The sequence below is a fragment of the Dorea acetigenes genome (assembly GCF_025567385.1).
GTDB lineage: Bacteria > Bacillota > Clostridia > Lachnospirales > Lachnospiraceae > Claveliimonas > Claveliimonas acetigenes.
This window is the reverse complement of the sequence record NZ_JAOQJU010000009.1, coordinates 1-16436: the sequence shown is the minus strand read 5'-3', so window position 1 is coordinate 16436 and position 16436 is coordinate 1. Positions and strand designations below refer to the sequence as shown.

The 16436-nt window shown below is 45.4% G+C and carries 19 protein-coding genes; 2 read left to right on the top strand and 17 right to left on the bottom strand.

Annotation, left to right across the window (positions count from 1 at the left end; genetic code table 11):
• Positions 1-17: 17 nt before the first annotated feature.
• From OCV99_RS08970 to OCV99_RS08955, 4 genes are all read right to left on the bottom strand, one after another.
• On the bottom strand, positions 18-1787 hold the full coding sequence (locus OCV99_RS08970) for a glycogen synthase (RefSeq protein WP_158369900.1): 1770 nt from the start codon (positions 1785-1787) through the stop codon (positions 18-20).
• Positions 1788-1914: 127 nt separating this feature from the next.
• Positions 1915-2154, bottom strand: a complete 240-nt coding sequence (locus tag OCV99_RS08965; RefSeq protein WP_158369898.1) for a hypothetical protein — start codon at positions 2152-2154, stop codon at positions 1915-1917.
• A 135-nt stretch (positions 2155-2289) separates the two neighbouring features.
• Positions 2290-4602 (bottom strand): ABC transporter permease, encoded by a 2313-nt coding sequence (locus OCV99_RS08960; RefSeq protein ID WP_158369896.1) that lies wholly within the window; start codon positions 4600-4602, stop codon positions 2290-2292.
• Between the two features lie 14 nt (positions 4603-4616).
• Positions 4617-5333 carry an ABC transporter ATP-binding protein gene (locus OCV99_RS08955; RefSeq protein WP_158369894.1) on the bottom strand — a complete coding sequence of 239 codons (717 nt, stop codon included), beginning with the start codon at positions 5331-5333 and terminating at the stop codon, positions 4617-4619.
• 203 nt (positions 5334-5536) lie between these two features.
• Here OCV99_RS08955 and OCV99_RS08950 point away from each other — a divergent pair, with 203 nt between their 5' ends.
• Entirely contained in the window at positions 5537-5995 is a 459-nt protein-coding gene (locus OCV99_RS08950; RefSeq protein ID WP_158369892.1) for a DUF4430 domain-containing protein, read from the top strand.
• Entirely contained in the window at positions 5995-6516 is a 522-nt protein-coding gene (locus tag OCV99_RS08945) for a hypothetical protein (RefSeq protein WP_158369890.1), read from the top strand. Before OCV99_RS08950 ends, OCV99_RS08945 begins: the two co-directional genes overlap by 1 nt.
• 54 nt (positions 6517-6570) lie before the next feature.
• Here the strand turns inward: OCV99_RS08945 and OCV99_RS08940 are convergent, their stop codons facing one another.
• From OCV99_RS08940 to OCV99_RS08880, 13 genes are all read right to left on the bottom strand, one after another.
• Positions 6571-7395: a MerR family transcriptional regulator gene (locus OCV99_RS08940; protein WP_158369888.1), complete on the bottom strand. Its 825-nt coding sequence runs from the start codon at positions 7393-7395 to the stop codon at positions 6571-6573.
• Positions 7396-7468: 73 nt separating this feature from the next.
• Positions 7469-7891, bottom strand: coding sequence for a flavodoxin (locus OCV99_RS08935; protein WP_158369886.1), 423 nt, complete (start codon positions 7889-7891; stop codon positions 7469-7471).
• Positions 7892-7923: 32 nt separating this feature from the next.
• The gene (locus OCV99_RS08930) at positions 7924-8475 is read right to left on the bottom strand and encodes a DUF3793 family protein (RefSeq protein ID WP_158369883.1); all 552 of its coding nucleotides are present in this window, start codon (positions 8473-8475) and stop codon (positions 7924-7926) included.
• The gene (locus tag OCV99_RS08925; protein WP_158369881.1) at positions 8460-8765 is read right to left on the bottom strand and encodes a DUF2325 domain-containing protein; all 306 of its coding nucleotides are present in this window, start codon (positions 8763-8765) and stop codon (positions 8460-8462) included. Before OCV99_RS08925 ends, OCV99_RS08930 begins: the two co-directional genes overlap by 16 nt.
• A gap of 173 nt (positions 8766-8938) precedes the next feature.
• Positions 8939-9337: a hypothetical protein gene (locus OCV99_RS08920; RefSeq protein ID WP_158369879.1), complete on the bottom strand. Its 399-nt coding sequence runs from the start codon at positions 9335-9337 to the stop codon at positions 8939-8941.
• Between the two features lie 135 nt (positions 9338-9472).
• Positions 9473-11095: a recombinase family protein gene (locus OCV99_RS08915; RefSeq protein WP_158369877.1), complete on the bottom strand. Its 1623-nt coding sequence runs from the start codon at positions 11093-11095 to the stop codon at positions 9473-9475.
• A 110-nt stretch (positions 11096-11205) separates the two neighbouring features.
• A complete protein-coding gene (locus OCV99_RS08910; RefSeq protein ID WP_004849804.1) occupies positions 11206-11391 on the bottom strand; it encodes a hypothetical protein in 186 nt (61 codons plus the stop codon).
• 270 nt (positions 11392-11661) lie between these two features.
• Positions 11662-13002, bottom strand: coding sequence for a virulence-associated E family protein (locus OCV99_RS08905; protein WP_158370049.1), 1341 nt, complete (start codon positions 13000-13002; stop codon positions 11662-11664).
• The gene (locus tag OCV99_RS08900; RefSeq protein WP_025491719.1) at positions 12887-13627 is read right to left on the bottom strand and encodes a CHC2 zinc finger domain-containing protein; all 741 of its coding nucleotides are present in this window, start codon (positions 13625-13627) and stop codon (positions 12887-12889) included. The genes OCV99_RS08905 and OCV99_RS08900 overlap by 116 nt, the downstream gene beginning before the upstream one ends.
• 47 nt (positions 13628-13674) lie before the next feature.
• The gene (gene mobQ, locus OCV99_RS08895; protein WP_079746603.1) at positions 13675-15147 is read right to left on the bottom strand and encodes a MobQ family relaxase; all 1473 of its coding nucleotides are present in this window, start codon (positions 15145-15147) and stop codon (positions 13675-13677) included.
• A 2-nt stretch (positions 15148-15149) separates the two neighbouring features.
• Positions 15150-15467, bottom strand: a complete 318-nt coding sequence (locus tag OCV99_RS08890; protein ID WP_173729253.1) for a DUF3847 domain-containing protein — start codon at positions 15465-15467, stop codon at positions 15150-15152.
• A 286-nt stretch (positions 15468-15753) separates the two neighbouring features.
• A complete protein-coding gene (locus OCV99_RS08885) occupies positions 15754-15957 on the bottom strand; it encodes a hypothetical protein (protein ID WP_118141915.1) in 204 nt (67 codons plus the stop codon).
• 139 nt (positions 15958-16096) lie between these two features.
• Entirely contained in the window at positions 16097-16327 is a 231-nt protein-coding gene (locus tag OCV99_RS08880) for a helix-turn-helix domain-containing protein (protein ID WP_158369875.1), read from the bottom strand.
• Positions 16328-16436: the final 109 nt, after the last annotated feature.

Below are 16436 nucleotides of genomic sequence, written 5' to 3'. Positions count from 1 at the left end.
ATTTTATTGTTCTGCCCTTACCAGGTCAGCTCCAGATACAGATCTTTATACTGTTTCGCGGCATTGTCCCAGGAAAAGTTCTTGTCCATATCTCTCCGGACCATCTCATCCCAGCATTCGCGCTCTGTAAAATACAGCGTCTTCGCCCTGTTAATGGCATCCAACAGCAATCCGGATTCATATCGGTCAAACGTAAATCCATTTCCTGTATTACTAAACATATTATAAGGCTCTACCGTATCCTTTAATCCGCCTGTCTCACGCACAATCGGCACTGTACCATAATGCATGGCTATTAACTGTGTCAATCCGCAAGGCTCAAACTGAGACGGTACAAGAAACGCATCTGCACCTGCATAAATCTTATGCGCTCTCGTCTCATCATACATGATATTAGAGCATACATTTCCCTTATAGGCATTTTCATAATAACGGAAAGAATCTTCATAAACAGAATCTCCCGTACCCAGTACAACAACCTGCGTATATTCATCCATAATCTGCGGAAGAATCTCATTAACCAGATCCAGTCCTTTCTGATTCGTCAGTCTGGAAATCAATCCGATTACAAACTTGCCTTCATCCTGAACCAGACCCAGTTCTTCCTGCAGTTTGCGCTTATTTTCTTTCTTTTTCTCTATCACATTTGTAATATCATAATTCTCATAGAGCCTCTCGTCTGTACTGGTATTCCAAATGTCATAATCAATGCCATTTACAATGCCTCTCAATTTGCCGGAATGATACCGCAAATGCGCATCCAGATTTTCCCCATAATACGGAGTCTGAATCTCTCCCGCATATGTATGGCTGACTGTCGTGATAATATTCGAATATGTCAGCCCGCCCTTCAACATGTTCGCATCATCGTAGCTTACTTTCAGCGCATCCTTATTAAATACATAATCCGGCAATCCGGACCAATAACGGATCGTAGGAATATTATAAACTCCCTGGAAGCGTAAATTATGGATGGTCAAAATCGTCTTCGCAGAAGAAATCTTTGTATCTTCAAACAAAGTTCTCAAATACACCGGAACTAACGCAGCCTGCCAGTCATGGCAATGGATAATATCCGGAATCCAATCCAGATAGTTCAATGCTGCCAATGCTGCTTTCGCAAAATAGCAATATTTCGGAATATCATCAATCAAATTCGTATAAGGATTTCCACCGCCGAAGAATTCTTCGTTATCAATAAAGTCATATACTACGCCATCCCATACATATTCCATGATTCCTACGTAAAAGGATCTTCCGTCAGCACATAAATTCATCTCAAAAGCGCCCTTATATACCATTTTTTCCTGATATTCCCACGGAATGCATTTGTAACGCGGAAGAATCACTTTTACATCACAGTTCTGCTTCACCAAAGCCTTCGGGAGCGCGTACATGACATCTCCCAGCCCGCCTGTCTTTACAAACGGATAACACTCGGATCCTATAAAAGCAATGCTTCGTCTCGGAGTCATATACTCTTCTGTCTTCGGTTCTTCCGTCTTCACTTCTTCCACCTTTGGTTCTTCTGCCTTCGGTTCTTCCACTTTCTTCTCTTCCACTGCCTCTGCCTTCGGCTCTTCCGCTTTCTTCTCTTCCACTGCTTCCGTCTTCGGTTCTTCTACTTTCGGCTCTTCTGCCTTCACTTCTTCTACTTTTGGTTCTTCTGCTTTCACAGCCGCCTTCTTTTCAGTCACTTTTGCAGTTGTCTTCGCAGTTGTCTTCGCAGTCGTCTTCGCCGGAGCTTTTTTCTTGGCTGCAGTTTTAGTTGTTTGTTTCCTTGCCATCTCATACCTCCAAAATTATTTATAATATTTCATCATTTTCCATGATTTAGAATCTCAGATACTAATTTCCAAGACCATTATATCATAAATATTGAAATAGGCAAATATAAGAATACTTTTCATCATTCTAGTCCAAATAATTTCCTACCGGGCTTGAATTGTACTGCTTGATAATCTTTATTACAATGGAACCGTCTGCCTGTTCTGTTTCCTCAAGAATCTTATACCGGGTATTCTTTCTCTCCAAATCCTTTTTATACTGCTCAACCTCATGCTGCACACATCTGACAGCATAATCATGCCCCAGATCCTCCTTCAACAGAAAATGAAGAGTCTGGCAAATACAAGCCGCTTTTACACGTTTCATTAAATTTTCCTCCGTTTCAAAAAATAAACGAGCAGCACACGCAACTGGAATTACGCAAAAGTGCTACTCGTTGTATTATTATTGTACCAAATTTTATTCTGGATTTTCAAAGGTTTTTTTGTAAAAAATCACTCTCTATTCGGCATTTTTCAGTGCTTTTTCCAACGGAACCCTCTTAATCCTCCTGAAATCAAAAAACAAAACCAACAGATATCCTGCCAAAACAAATGTAAACATCTTCACATATCCGACAGGCTCAATCACAAAATTAAACCAGCCGCTGTAGCCGAACATAATTGCTTTCCACGCAATCCCCATAACAGCAGATCCCAAAATCACACTGACTGCATCTGACACAATTAAAACAATCGTTGAAGAGAGCAGATAAAGACTTGCTATCTCACGGTTCGTATATCCCAGAATCTTTGTCATAGAGATGGCAATCTCATTCTTTTCTATGATAATCTTCGTCAGAAGGTAAATCAGCACCGCCGACAGCAGAATACACAAAACCTGAAAATACTGCATATAGGATCCCATGGAATGATCCAGCTGATCGCACATTTTTGTAATATCCCTCTCCGTAATCGTAGACGCAATATTTTCCTCACTAATGTCTGTAATCTCTGAGTCGGACATATATCCGGTAAATGCATCCTCGTCCAATGCAAACAAAGATCTATAATGTTCGATTGGCATAAAAACCGCAATGTTCTGACAGCTGTCATAGATTCCCGCCACCTTAAACCGATACTGCTCATCTTCATATTTTTCATCCAGAGTCACGATATCCCCTTTTTTCAGGTCATATTTATCACCAAATGACGCTGAGATATACACTTCATCCTCTTCAAGCTCCGGAAGTTCCTCTATATCGACATACCTGCTGCCGTCGGAAATTCCATAGACAGTCACTTCCTCCGTCAATTTCTCGCTTTTCTTCTGCAAAGCCTGCATAGAGAACTTCTCGGCAGTTTCATTTTCTGTAACAACCGGATTTCCTTCCCCGTCTTCATAGGATTTCAAAATATACTGATAGTCTGCAAACATCATGTCTGCAGCATTCTCTTTGTAATAATCCAGCGTAGAAGGCATCCCGACAGCCATCGCAAGCATAACCATAATAAAGAAAACTCCCAAGAACAGGATCAGGTAATTGGAGATATTCTGGAACATAATACGCAGACGGAACCTGTGGAAAAACTTCCATCGCGGAAGCCGGATTGCTTTCTTGCGTTTCGTTTTCTTCAAATCCTGCCGTAAAAACTGCAAAGGCGTATGGTACATCATCTTTGTAATAACAGCAAGATTCACAACCACCATCAATATTACCGGAATCAATGTTGTTTTGATAAATGCCTCCGGATTCCATATCGTCTGGTACGTGGGCAGGCTGTAGCTGTTATAATACATAGACACTACCACATTTTTAAATACCGAATACCCCAGCAGATTTCCAATTACAGCCGCAACGAACGTCACAATCACCGGCATGGACAGATAATGGCGAATCAGCTCTCCTCTACTGTAACCGGACGCCCGGAGTGTTCCAATCGCCTGCGCTTCCCGAACCATGGTATTGCTAATCGTCACCGCAAAAATAAACGCAATAATGACAATCAGGATATCCAACAGAACGCCGCCCATTGCCTCATCAGACCCCATATCGTCTGTTGCAAAAGTAATCGCCGGATTTGCGTACCGCGGCACATAGTCTTTCATCTCATTGCCGCTCATTACAACCTGCGTTACTAATTCCTCCAGGAAATCATCCGAAAATTCCTTTTCTTCTATCTCATCTTCCGGTTCTTCTTCATATTGCCATGCGTAAGTATAATGAATAGCCTTATTGAAACAGTCAAATCCTTCTTCCGTTACCATTGCTACATTAAATTTCAGAGCATCAAACATAAAATCCGTACTTTTTTCATGAAGTGTAGCATAATTGACATACGCAAGCAATCCGACGACCTTGAACGGCTTTCCGCTAACCGTAATCCTGTCGCCTACTTCTACCCCTACATTATCTGCATGCATACGATCGATTGCAATCTCATCCTCTGCATCCGGAAATCTCCCATCCATCAGACACGCTAAATTCACATCCTTTGTCTCTTTAAAAATCCGAATGGTCCCATCAACCGCACCGTCATTATTATAGTCTTCTTCCTCATTTCTGTAAAAATTTTCATATACCCTGGCCGGGATTTTCTCCAGCAGATCTGCATCCGCCTTGTGATCCAGCTCAAAATGTCCATCTTCTAACTTATATTTGGAAATTCCTTCGTCCGCCGCCTTCATCATACTCTCATTTGCAACATACATTCCAGACACGAATCCAATCGTAAGAATCAAAAATAACCCAACTACAAGATACTTTCTCCAGTCACCCCGAAGTTCTCTTACGATTCGCTTCACGAGCGGATTCTTAACTTTCTTCTTTTTCATCTCCGCCACGCTCCTTACCACTCCAGATCCTCAGCCGGAATTTTCTTCTTATTGATTTCATTATAACGTATTTTACCATCACGAAGCTTAATGATATGATCTGCCATATTTTTAATTGCTTCATTATGTGTAACCATAATAATTGTATTTTGATATTTTCTGTTAATATCCTCAATCAGCTTCAGTATTTCCTTGGATGTATTGTAATCCAACGCCCCTGTCGGCTCATCGCAGAGAAGTATATCCGGATTCTTCACAATGGCTCTTCCGATGGATACACGCTGCTGCTGACCTCCGGAGAGCTGATTGGGGAGCTTATGCCTGTGCTCATAAAGCCCCAGCGTGCGCAGAAGCTCATCTATATCGAGGGAAGCATCCGAAAGATAAGCGCCAACCTCAATATTTTCCTTTACATTTAGATTCCCAATCAGATTGTACATCTGGAAAACATATCCTAAGTGCTTCCGGCGGTACTGCGTCAGCCGTTTTTCATCCATATCTTCCAGCTTATCGCCATTAATCGATATATAACCCGAATCAGCACTGTCAATTCCGCCAATAATATTAAGAAGCGTAGATTTTCCGGAACCGGAAGGCCCAAGAAATACGCAGAATTCTCCTTTCGCTACGGAAAAACTCATTCCTCGCAATACCTCCTGGCGGGTATCCCCACTTCCAAATCCCTTTCTTAAATCTGCAATCTCTAAAAATTTTCTCTCTTCCTTTGACATCTTTTCACCCTTCCCGGGCTAAAAACCTCAGCCCTGCTTTAGTTAGTTCTATCTAACACATTATAACACATCTCCTGTACAATTCATCTTTTATAAATGAGAACTTTTCTCACGAACAATCAGATGCATAAAAGAATTACGCACGCCTGCATTGAAAAAAAAGCTTTCCTATGCTATCATCTATTACCGAAAGGAGACGTAACATGCAGTTAAAATTAAAAAACAGGAAAATTTCTTCTCTGCTTCTGCTCCTGATGCTGACAATGGCTCTGGCATTTTCTACAACAGGATGCAGCGGAAAGAATACTGATGAAAAAACAACGACAGAAACAAAACAATATACATCGTCCGAAACACATGTATTGGGCGAAGGGAAAACAACTTTTAACCTTACCGTATCCGATCCGGATGGTACGGAAACGCTATTCGAAATTCATACCGACGCAAAAACCGTAGGTGAAGCGCTGGAAGAACTCGAACTTATTGCGGGCGAAGAAGGTGATTATGGTCTTTACGTCAAGACAGTAAATGGGATTACCGCCGACTACGATACAGACAAAACCTATTGGGCTTTCTATGTAAATGACGAATATTCACAGACAGGCGTAGATGCAACAAAAATAACAGAAGGAGATCATTACTCCTTTAAGGTTGAAAAATAATGAAGCTTACTACAAAAGAAATCACTGTATTCGCGATGCTTGGAGCCTTAATGTATGCGTCCAAGGTGATTATGGAACTGGCTCCCAATATACATCTGCTGGGTGTATTTACCGTCGCTTTTACTGTTGTCTACAGAAAAAAAGCGCTGTATCCTATTTATATTTATGTACTATTAAATGGAATGTTCTGCGGATTTGCAACATGGTGGATTCCGTATTTATATCTGTGGACAATTCTTTGGGGCGCCGTTATGCTTCTCCCAAAGAATATGCCTGCAAAAATCAAGCCTCTTGTCTACATGCTGGTATGTTCTGCCCACGGATTTCTCTTTGGAACACTATACGCCCCCGCCCAGGCAATCCTGTACGGACTGGATTTGAAAGGCATGATCGCATGGATTATAGCCGGGCTCCCCTGGGATTTCATTCATGGCGTAAGCAACTTTTTCTGCGGAATACTGATTATGCCGATTGTTTCCATATTGATAATGCTGGAAAATTACTCCGGCCAAAATGAATAAAGATTGCACAGGATACTCTCCGCATGGAAAGCCTTCCTGTGCAATTTTTAAGATTTAACTTATTTGCTTTTTAATCGGAAACCATACTTGAGTCATCAGCTCTTCCGGGTTCTTCACATCCTGCGGATTATTTAAATAACTGTCAAACGGAGCCGAAGATATACAATAATTATTTTCCTCAATCCATTTCAAAACTGCCGCATATGCTTTTCCGATCTTATGATAAGCTCCTGTATAGAGGCAGACTGCACACAGCCCCGGATCTAACATCCTGATGCCGGAAATGTCCTCTTCTCTTCCTTTCTTATCTACAGGGATACACACTTCGACATTCGCATTCTCATGTTGAAATTCTTCATCCAGATAAAAGGTCATAACAGGACCTGCCGGCTGTAACCCACGCCTAAATATCTCTTCATAAACACTGCCTATCACCGTTCCAATCTGTGATATTTCGATCGTCGCCTTTTTGCTCATCACCCAAACAGGTGTAAACTGTTTTTCTTCTACTGCTAATTCACATTCTTTATTCATTTGAATTCCTCCTGACTGAATTTTCCGCATCTTATTTTCAATGCTGAGCTTTAACCGGATATCCTTCTGAATCCGGCAATTGATTTCTTCTATCTGCTCTGAAAGAAAACGCTCCAAAAGGGGGATTTCACCGTTCTCTATGACTGCCTTAATCTGCTCTAACCGGAGATCAAGCGACTTCAATTCTGTTATGTACAGAATCTGATCCACCTGTTCCTCCGAATAATAGCGATAATGATTGACTTCATCTACACTGGCCGGGTGTAAAAGTCCGATCTCATCATAGTATCTCAGTGTTTTTGTTGAAACGCTTCCAATTTTTGAGAATTCTCCGATTGAATACATCTAATCTCCTCCCTTCAAATTCTACTATACACCTTCCCGTCAGGGGGAATGTCAAGGAATATTTAAAAATAAATTAATTTAACGCCGCTCCCAGTTCCCTGCACTGTTTTAGTACTTCATCATCCGGCGCTTCATTACAGATTACACTGTCACATGCAAGTTCTGCTCCTGCATTTCTGCAAGTTTCTTCCCAGCTTCGCATCCACTCGCCGTCTCCCCATCCGTATGACCCGAACAATGCAATCTTTTTTCCGGAAATCTTTCCTTCGCAGGCATCAAACATTGGCTGGAATTCGTCTTCCTCCAGCACTTCTGCCCCCATAGCAGGGCAGCCAAATGCAACCGCGTCATATTGTTCCATCATAGCTGCATCAAATTCTGAAGAAGTGAAAAGAACCGCATCCGCTCCTTTTTCTTTTGCGCCTTCCAGAACCGCTGACGCCATCTGCTCTGTGTTTCCTGTACCGCTCCAATAAACAACTGCAATTTTACTCATATGCCGTAATTTCCTTTCTGTTTTTGTTCGTATTAAACAGCCACTGTAAGCCGTTCAATACTTCTTCCCTTTGCCCATTGAGAACAATATACGTCTGTACATTTTCTATACTGCTCAAACAACTGTCTTGCCTCCTGCTCGTCTCCGTATACTTTCCAGCATCCCACGCACTTGTAACCCTCGGCATGGTTTTCAATAAATCCCCGCACGTCTTCCGGCGGATAACCCAAAAACAATCCGATTTCGTGTGGGAAGCTTTCCATCTCGCACAGGCGCCGTCCCAGATGTGCAACACATTTTCCAAGATTATCTACGTTATATCCATTTTCTCTTAAAAGATCCGCCGCTTCTTTTACGGCAAAGTCGTTTCCCAACTTCCGGGGACGGTAAATGTATAACAGCACTTTATCCGTCCACATCCGCAGCGGAACCACCCGAACGCCTTTGGGTACAAGCCTGCGATTCAAAGAACGCAGTGCTTGAAACAGCTCCTCTTTGTCTGAATATGGACAATTAAACAGATTCCCGGTCTTCAGTCCCGCAAGGGTCGGCGAACCATGACGTACAATTATCTCATCGGACATGCTGCTGCCTCCTGTCCAATATTTTCCTCTAAAATATTCTTCAGAGCCGACATAGAACTCGTATGCGACCGGATAATTCTTACATCACGTCCTTTTGTCTCATTCAGAGCATTGCGTACCATCTTATGAGATACCGTACTGGTAAATAACACCATAAGATCCGGGCTGCCAATTCCCTTGAGACTGCTTTTCTGCTTGGGAAATACTTTCGCATCGCAGTGATATTCCTGACACAAATCCTTATACTGACGAACCATACATTCATTTCCACCTATAATAACTATACTCATAATCTCGTCTCCTTTCAAATTAGTTCTAACTAACCTGCTGTGATAAATAAAACGCCTTGCCAGGCGCTTTATTTATCTTTTAGTTAGCTTTTTCTAACTGATTATATAGTATCGGATTGTATTAGTTGTGTCAATGATTTTCCACTCTACTGAATTTTTTTATCTATAACAATTTATTTATTCATAATTCTAATCAGCAGAACCAGCATCCCGAATAATCCCCACACCAATATATTCGGATCTACACCAAGGAGTCGGAAAAGCTGCAGCGAAGCTCCAACTCCAAATATCAGGAAAAATCCATAGACCCTTCTGCTTTCTCTGTCTTCTCTGTTTCTGGAATAAAAATATAGGGCAACCGCTCCAATTGCCGCCATTGCTCCAATAAACAGTGAACCGCCAAGATTGGCATGCCCTGACATTTTCGCCAGAACAGCTATCACAAAGAGCACGGCACCTCCCACCCACAGAGATACTTTATCCCGCCTCTGGTTTTCACTTGCCATTTCTACCGCGTGTTCCATCAATTGTGCAGCATCGCTCTCTGATATACTTCTCTTTTCTTTTCCCATATCTGCTTTCTCGGAACGCATAAGTTCAAATACAGAAATATCCAGGGCATTGGCAAGTGGTTCCAGTGTATTAATATCCGGGAAACCGATTCCCGTTTCCCTTAATTAAAGATATTGTTGGGTAAAAAAGAAAGGTCAGTCGATTTTGCCGATGAAGCGGTAGTAGATTTCTACTTCCTGCTCACGGCTTCCGTCCTCGCCCTTGACAGCTTCGTGGACGGTTATTTTTTCAATTAGAGTGTTCAGAAGTTCGGCGGTCAGCTCCACAGGGTTGACATACTGTTTCATTAGGGCAATCCACTTTTCAGCATCCGCTGCGGTCTGTACGGCGGCTTCCATCGTTTCGTGAAGCTGTCTTATTTTTGTTTCAAGCTCCTTTTGCTCGTTCTGGTACTTCTCGGACAGCATATTGAAGTTATACTCGGTTATGCGTCCGGCAGACCAGTCCTCATACATTTTAGCAAACAGCCCGTCAACCTCGGCTTTACGCTTCTCTGCCTTTTTCAGCTCCGCAGCCTGCTTTTTCTTCGCAGAGTTTCTTTCCCTGTCGCTGGCATTGAGTAGCCGTTTCAGCAGCTTGTCCTCGTCTTTCTGTATCATCATAGACCAGTATTGCAGTCTTGCAAGCACATAGGCATACAGTACATCATAGCGGATATAGTGCATGGAACACTGGCGTAATCCCTGTCCGTACTTACTGCAATGGTAGTGTGCATAGGGATTTTTGTTCTGGCTGTTTACACCATAAGCCAATGACCATCCGCAGTCCGCACATTTTACCAGCCCGGAAAATATCTGCGTTGTGCCATTCTTCTGTCGTCTGCGTCTGCTTGCAATCAGCTCCTGAACTTTTTGGAACACTTCTTCGGAAATGATGGCTTCGTGGGTATTTTCCACACGATACCATTCTTCCTGCGGCTTCCGCACCTTTTTCTTGTTCTTGAATGAAATGTTGCTCTGCTTGTTGTGAACACTGTGACCGATGTAGGTTTCCTCTTTCAAAATGCTCTTGACCTGTGCAATCGTCCACGCATAGGCTTTTTCTGTGGGCGCACCGGCGTAGATATTGGCGAAAGTCCCGTATCTTTCATAGTTCAGCCAGCCGGGGGTAGGTATTTTTTCCTCCACCAGAATCCGTGTAATGCTGGCGGCACCCCTCCCGTGTACGGCAAGGTCAAAAATCTTCTCTACAATCCAGCGTGTTTCCGGGTCGATCAGAAGATGCCCTTTTTTGTCCGGGTCTTTTATATAGCCCAGCGGTGCATAGGCTCCATAGTGTGCGCCATTGGCAAATCTTGTGTGCATGGCAGCCTTGACCTTTTTGCTGGTCTGTCGGGCGTGCATTTCATTCAGGATGTTTAAGAACGGGGCAAGCTCGCTTTCTCCGTTGATGGTGTCCACATTGTCATTGATGGCAATGTAGCGTACTCCCTTGCTGGGGAAATAGATTTCCGTGTACTGACCGGTCAGGATATAGTTTCTTCCCAGACGGGATAAGTCCTTTGTGACAACGCAGTTGATTTTCCCGTCCTCGATGTCATCAATCATCCTTTGGAAACTTGGACGCTCGAAATTTGTCCCGCTCCATCCGTCGTCAATGTACTCGTCTACAACGGTCAGCCCATGCTCTGCGGCATACTGCCTAAGCATCAAGCGCTGGGTCTGGATACTGCCGCTTTCCCCCTGTAATTCATCGTCACGGCTCAATCTCAAATATAGTGCAGTGTTATAAATCGTTGTATTGTATGGTTGTTTCACGGTTAAAAATCCTCCTTCTACTAAAAGAAACAACCCACGCTTATACAATACTCGCTGGTACAAGTATATCATAAGCGTGGGCTGATTGACAGTCGTTATTCCGTATTTTTTCAGGAAGCGGCGGCAGCGTGCTGGATCACATCTTCCAGCAGGCTGTCAAGCGGCTTCCCATCCTGTGCGAAATGCTCCGATACCTTGATACGGACTTTCCCCATGACAAAATACTGGGTGCCGTCTTTTTCGGTAAGCAGGGTGCCGCTGTTTTTGTTATTGCTCTCGTTTTTGCTTTTTGCCATAGGCAGTTACCTCCATAAATAAAATATGCCCGACAAGGGAATGTCAGGCAGGTGTACAGCCGCAGACTGTCTCCATGTCAACCAAACCGTGTCAACCGGCAGAAAAGACTTTGAAAACAATCCATAGGCGCTCTATTATTACTTTTTACTTTTTCTTTAATTTCTTGGTTGACATGGTTGACAAAGGAGAGAAATGCCCCAAATATCAGGCTTTTCCCCGTCAACTGGCTGTCAACCGAAGCGTCAACCAAACTGTTAACCGGTGGATTTTCAGAATGGCAGTTCCATTTGCCGGGCTTCTTCTTCCGTGATTTCCTGAAAACCGTCCCCCTCCGGCGGAGCTTGGTTGACACGCTCCCAGCCTTTTTGAGAACCGTATTTCTTATACCGCTTCGGGCTTTTGTAGGCTGCCCAGCCCTGTATGATGCCGCCCGCAATGCCGGTATTCATAATCTCACAGATTGCCCGTGTCTCCCAGTCTGCCGGGGAATTTAAGTTCCCCAGCGCTTCCTCATAAAGCTGCTTGGAGCATACCCTGTCACCGGTGTAGTCCTCCAAATAGGCGTAGATCATGCCAGCTTGTGTGTCCTCCTGCATGAAGTCCTGCTGATGGGCGTTCAGGCATCGGTTCATTTCTATGCTGAATGACAGCTTATACTTCCCACTGCGGTAAACCGTCATGGCTTCCGCCCACATCTGTTCGATATACGCCCTCGCCGCCGCTTCATCGTCCAGTATGTGAACCTCCGCCCGTTCCGGGTACACCGTCACGGGGAGAAAGCGCCGGTTGCCGGTGCGGTCACGGGGCAAAAAGTCCTGCCGGTTGGTCGTCCCTCCAAATACACATTGCCGCAGCCGGTCTGCCGGGTGTGTCTCATACGGCACTTTGTAGGTTTCTTTCTGGCGGCTTAAGAATGACTTGATTTCCTCAATACTCTTGGCGTTGGCTGTGGCAATCATCTCCGACATCTCGATAATCCAATGCCCTTGCAGCTTGCGGTACACATTTTCATCGTCCAGCTTCTTCAAATCGTCTGAAAACCATTCGTCCCTGCCTGCCAGCAGCCGGAAAAAGGTAGATTTCCCGGCTCCCTGACCACCAACCAGACAGAGCATGACCTCAAACTTGCTCCCCGGTCTGAATACCCGCCGGATGGCTCCCATCAGGAACAGTTTCAAGGCTTCATAAGTGTATTCGTCCGTATCGGCTCCCAGAAAGTGATGCAGGGCGTAACGGATGCGCTCTGTGCCATCCCATTGCAGGCTGTTCAGGTAATCCCTGACCGGATGGTAGCGGTTTTCATTGGCAACAATCTTGATGGCGCTCTGCACCTTTTTCTCGCTGGTAAGCCCGTAGTTTTCTTCCAGATACAAAAGCAGGTAGTTCATGTCCATGTCGGTCAGCGTGGTACTGGTGCGCTCCCAGCCCAGCGGCTTCACAATGTCAATCTGCTCCGTCAAAAGGTTCAGGCGCAGCGCCCCACGAAACAGAGGGTCACGCTGGAACACCGTCAGGCAGTTTCGGATGCTGTTCTTCACACCGCCTTTCTGCGTCCCCTCTAATGTTTCCCGGATTTCTGCCGGTGTTTGCGCCGGTTCCATTGTGTCCATCGTCCTTTTGACCGCTTCCTGCGTTTCCGGCGGCAAGCTCTGAAATTCGCTGTTCAAGCCGCAGCACCTCCTTTCCCTGTGCGGCGATCAATGCCGCTTTTTCTTCTATTTCTCCGTATAACAAAATATCCAAAAGGTATTCTGTGTAGCTTATCCTCTGCAACGCTTCCACAAAAAGAGGATGCCAGATGGCATCCTGCGGCTGTGGGGCGTATGCTGTTTTCCAATGCTCCAGCAGGCGCAGATAATCGCACAGCACCCGGAAACAATACCGTTCCGTTTCCCGAAATCTCTGCTCCGCTGATTTTTGTCGGGGCTGTGACCTGTTGTGACGCTTCCTATCTGGCGGCGCATTGCCGGATTTCTCATAGGAAACGCCGAAGTCCTCCGCAAGCCTGACCGCAGCTTCCCGTTTCCCCAATCCATGCAGCAAAGCGGCAAAGTCGATCACATCCCCGGAAGCCCCGCAGCCGAAGCAGTAAAAGCGGCTGTCCACTTTCATGCTGGGCGTGCGGTCATTGTGGAATGGACAGCAGACCATGCCGTTTCTTCCCACCCGGATTCCATAGAATGAAGCAGCCTGCCGGGTGGTAACAGACTGTTTCACCGCTTCAAATACATTCAAATGCTCCCTCCATAAAAATGCCGGTAACGGTAAAGCTGCCGGTTATGTCATAGCTCCATCTCGTGTTTCTTTCTCTGTACTTCCTGTGGCTGCTCTCTCCGGCGCAGTGCGGTATCTACGGCGTTCTGCACCTGCCGCAGCCGTATCACTTCCTCCCGGAGTGGCTTGTGCTGCGGAGACAGTTCGGCATACTCTGTTTTTAACTGTGCGTATTCCTGTTTCCATGCTTTCAGGGCAATGGGTTTTCCGTCCAGTTTTTCTTTCAGAATACGGCGGGCGGCATAAAACAGCCGTAACTCCGCATCGTGTGATGTTTCAAATTTCTCCCTCTGTTTCTTAAACTTGATATTGTTCAATTCCGTATGGACAGGTTTTAGCCGCTGGTAATTCTCGCCCTCCCGTATCAATTCCTGCAATTCCTTTATCCGGGCAGATTTCTTTTTCATGGAGCCGCTTAATGCTTCAAATTCTTCACTGACAGAGGAAAGACGCTCCTGCAAATCCTCTAATGTGAGCAGCTTGTTTTCCGTCAGATAATTGACGGCTTCGGCAAACTGCTTTAAGTTTCCGGTTCTGGCTTTATTGCTCCATGCCCCTGCGTTGCGCTGGTTGTAATAAGCGATCAGCAGGTCGGCAAGGCTCGGTGTCTGGGGTTTGGAAAGTTCTTCTTTTACCTCTGCCATCCAGACAAACAGGGCTTTGATCTTCTTCCTCACATCCTGCATGAGCCGGTTGGTGGCTTTAATCCAGCGGTTCAATTCCCCTTTCTCGGTGCGGATGCCCTTTGCTTCCATCTGCCGGACATTAGCTCCCTCGTGGACAGTAGGTATCAGGTCAAGCCCCTGCCGCACATAGGAACGGTGGTCGATACGCACATCCAGCCCTTTTTCCTCAAATTTTGTATTAACGGCAGCCGCCCACTGCTCCCGCCAGTGTTCCAGCGTTTCCGGCTCATGCCAGTCTGTTGTATGGACAGCGTTAAACATATAATCGCCATTTTTATCCCGGATTCGGTTTCCATCTTCATCAAGAAGATATTCCCGCCGCTGTTTTTGCCCCCATGTGCCATCCGGGTTCAAAGGGCGCATGGTTGTCATCACATGGAAATGCGGGTTAGGGATGCCGCCGTCCTCTTTCTCCGGGCTGTGAAAAGCAAGGTCGGCAATCATGCCTTTTGCCACAAACTGCTCCTGCACGAACTTCCTCGCCAGTTCCATGTTTTCTTCCAGTGTCAATTCATTCTGCATGGCAATATCAAAGGAATAGGCAAGCTGTGCTTTTGGATGTTTCTCGCAGCTCTCCACAGCATTCCAGAGGGTCGCCCGGTCAAGATATATTTCCGGCGCATGGGGCGGCAGCATGATTTCCGAAGCAATCACGCCGCCCTTTTTGGTGTAATCGCTGACTTCTCCATAGTAGCTGCTGTAAAGACGCTCCCCGGCTCGGTAGGCTGCGCTGGCAATGGCGCTCTGACCGGCGCTGCGCTTTATCTGTGCGATTGAAAAATGATAAAGTGCTATCCTTAGTCACCGCCTTTCTCCTGCCCGGAAATACGGGCGTGGTTCTCTGTGGCAGACCGGATGAAATGCTCCGCCTGCGGCAGATTCAAAATGTTTTCCATGAGGGAATAAAATTCCGCTTCGGATAGCTCCTTTGTCTGTGGTGCAATGCTCTCAATAGCTGCCCCACGGGTAATCAGCCGGTGCGTCCTCTGTTTCCGGGAACCGCTTTCCAGATACGCCTGCCGGTTTTTCAAACGCTGCATTTTCCGTTTTTCCCGTTCCAGCAGGACAGTTGTTTTTTCATATTCCTGCTTCAACTGTTCCAAAGATTTTTCCATGTTCTCACATCCTTTGCTTATAAGATAAAGAAAGACCATCCGCAGACAGTCTGTGTGTCAGTGCTTCTATAAAACCCGATGAAAAGGGAAAACCGCAGAGCGGATTTCTCTTTTCGGCGGGTACACAGGGGATAGCCGCTTTAGCGGCGCAAGGGGGTGTAGCCACCTTGTCGGAGCGAAGCGAACGCAGCCCTCGGATTGCTGATTTTATCAGCGACAGAGGTAAGCTCCGCAGGACGCACGATACATGGTCTTTAGACTATGTATAGAAGTGCGCCCTTAGTTCCTAATGGATTTTGCCGTTTCCGGCAGTCTTGTCCTTTTTCTTGGAACGCTTGGAAAGATACTTCGGGCAGTCAACCACAACCGCCCGGAAGCTCTGTTTACATTCGTGCTGGCATTTCCGGCACAGTTCGTTGTAAGTGATACGGCTGCGGTCATTTAAGAAGAAAGACCATTCCAGCCGTCGCTTGTTGCTCATTCTTGCCATAACCGGCTCCTTTCTCCGTTTCTATCTGATGTACGCAGATAGGCTGTTTTGGTGTAGCGTTTCGGTATCATTTTTAAGGTTTTTCCTTCTGTATGCCCCTTTGGAAAGTGCGGCAGTATTGCAGTCAGGGGATAATACCTCACGCTTTTTTGTCGCTTCCCGGTACGGTTTCGGAGCCTTTTGCCATCCATTCAAAGAAAGCAATCTTGCTGACCTTGATAAGCCTGCCCCTGCGGAACGCCGGAAAGCCGGGTGTGTGTACCAGCTCATAGGCGCTCGCTCTTGAAATTCCCATAATCTGCTGAATGTCCGCCACATCCAGAACCAGCGGTAAATCCTCGTAGCTGTTCAATCTCTTTTTATCGTTCATTCTGTTCCTCCCATAAATCAAATGGTACTGTAAAGTTTTACAGTCCTATTTTTCTTTAAAACCTTATATTTTCAAGGCATTCATCACTTTTGCAAATAAAAAAGCAATG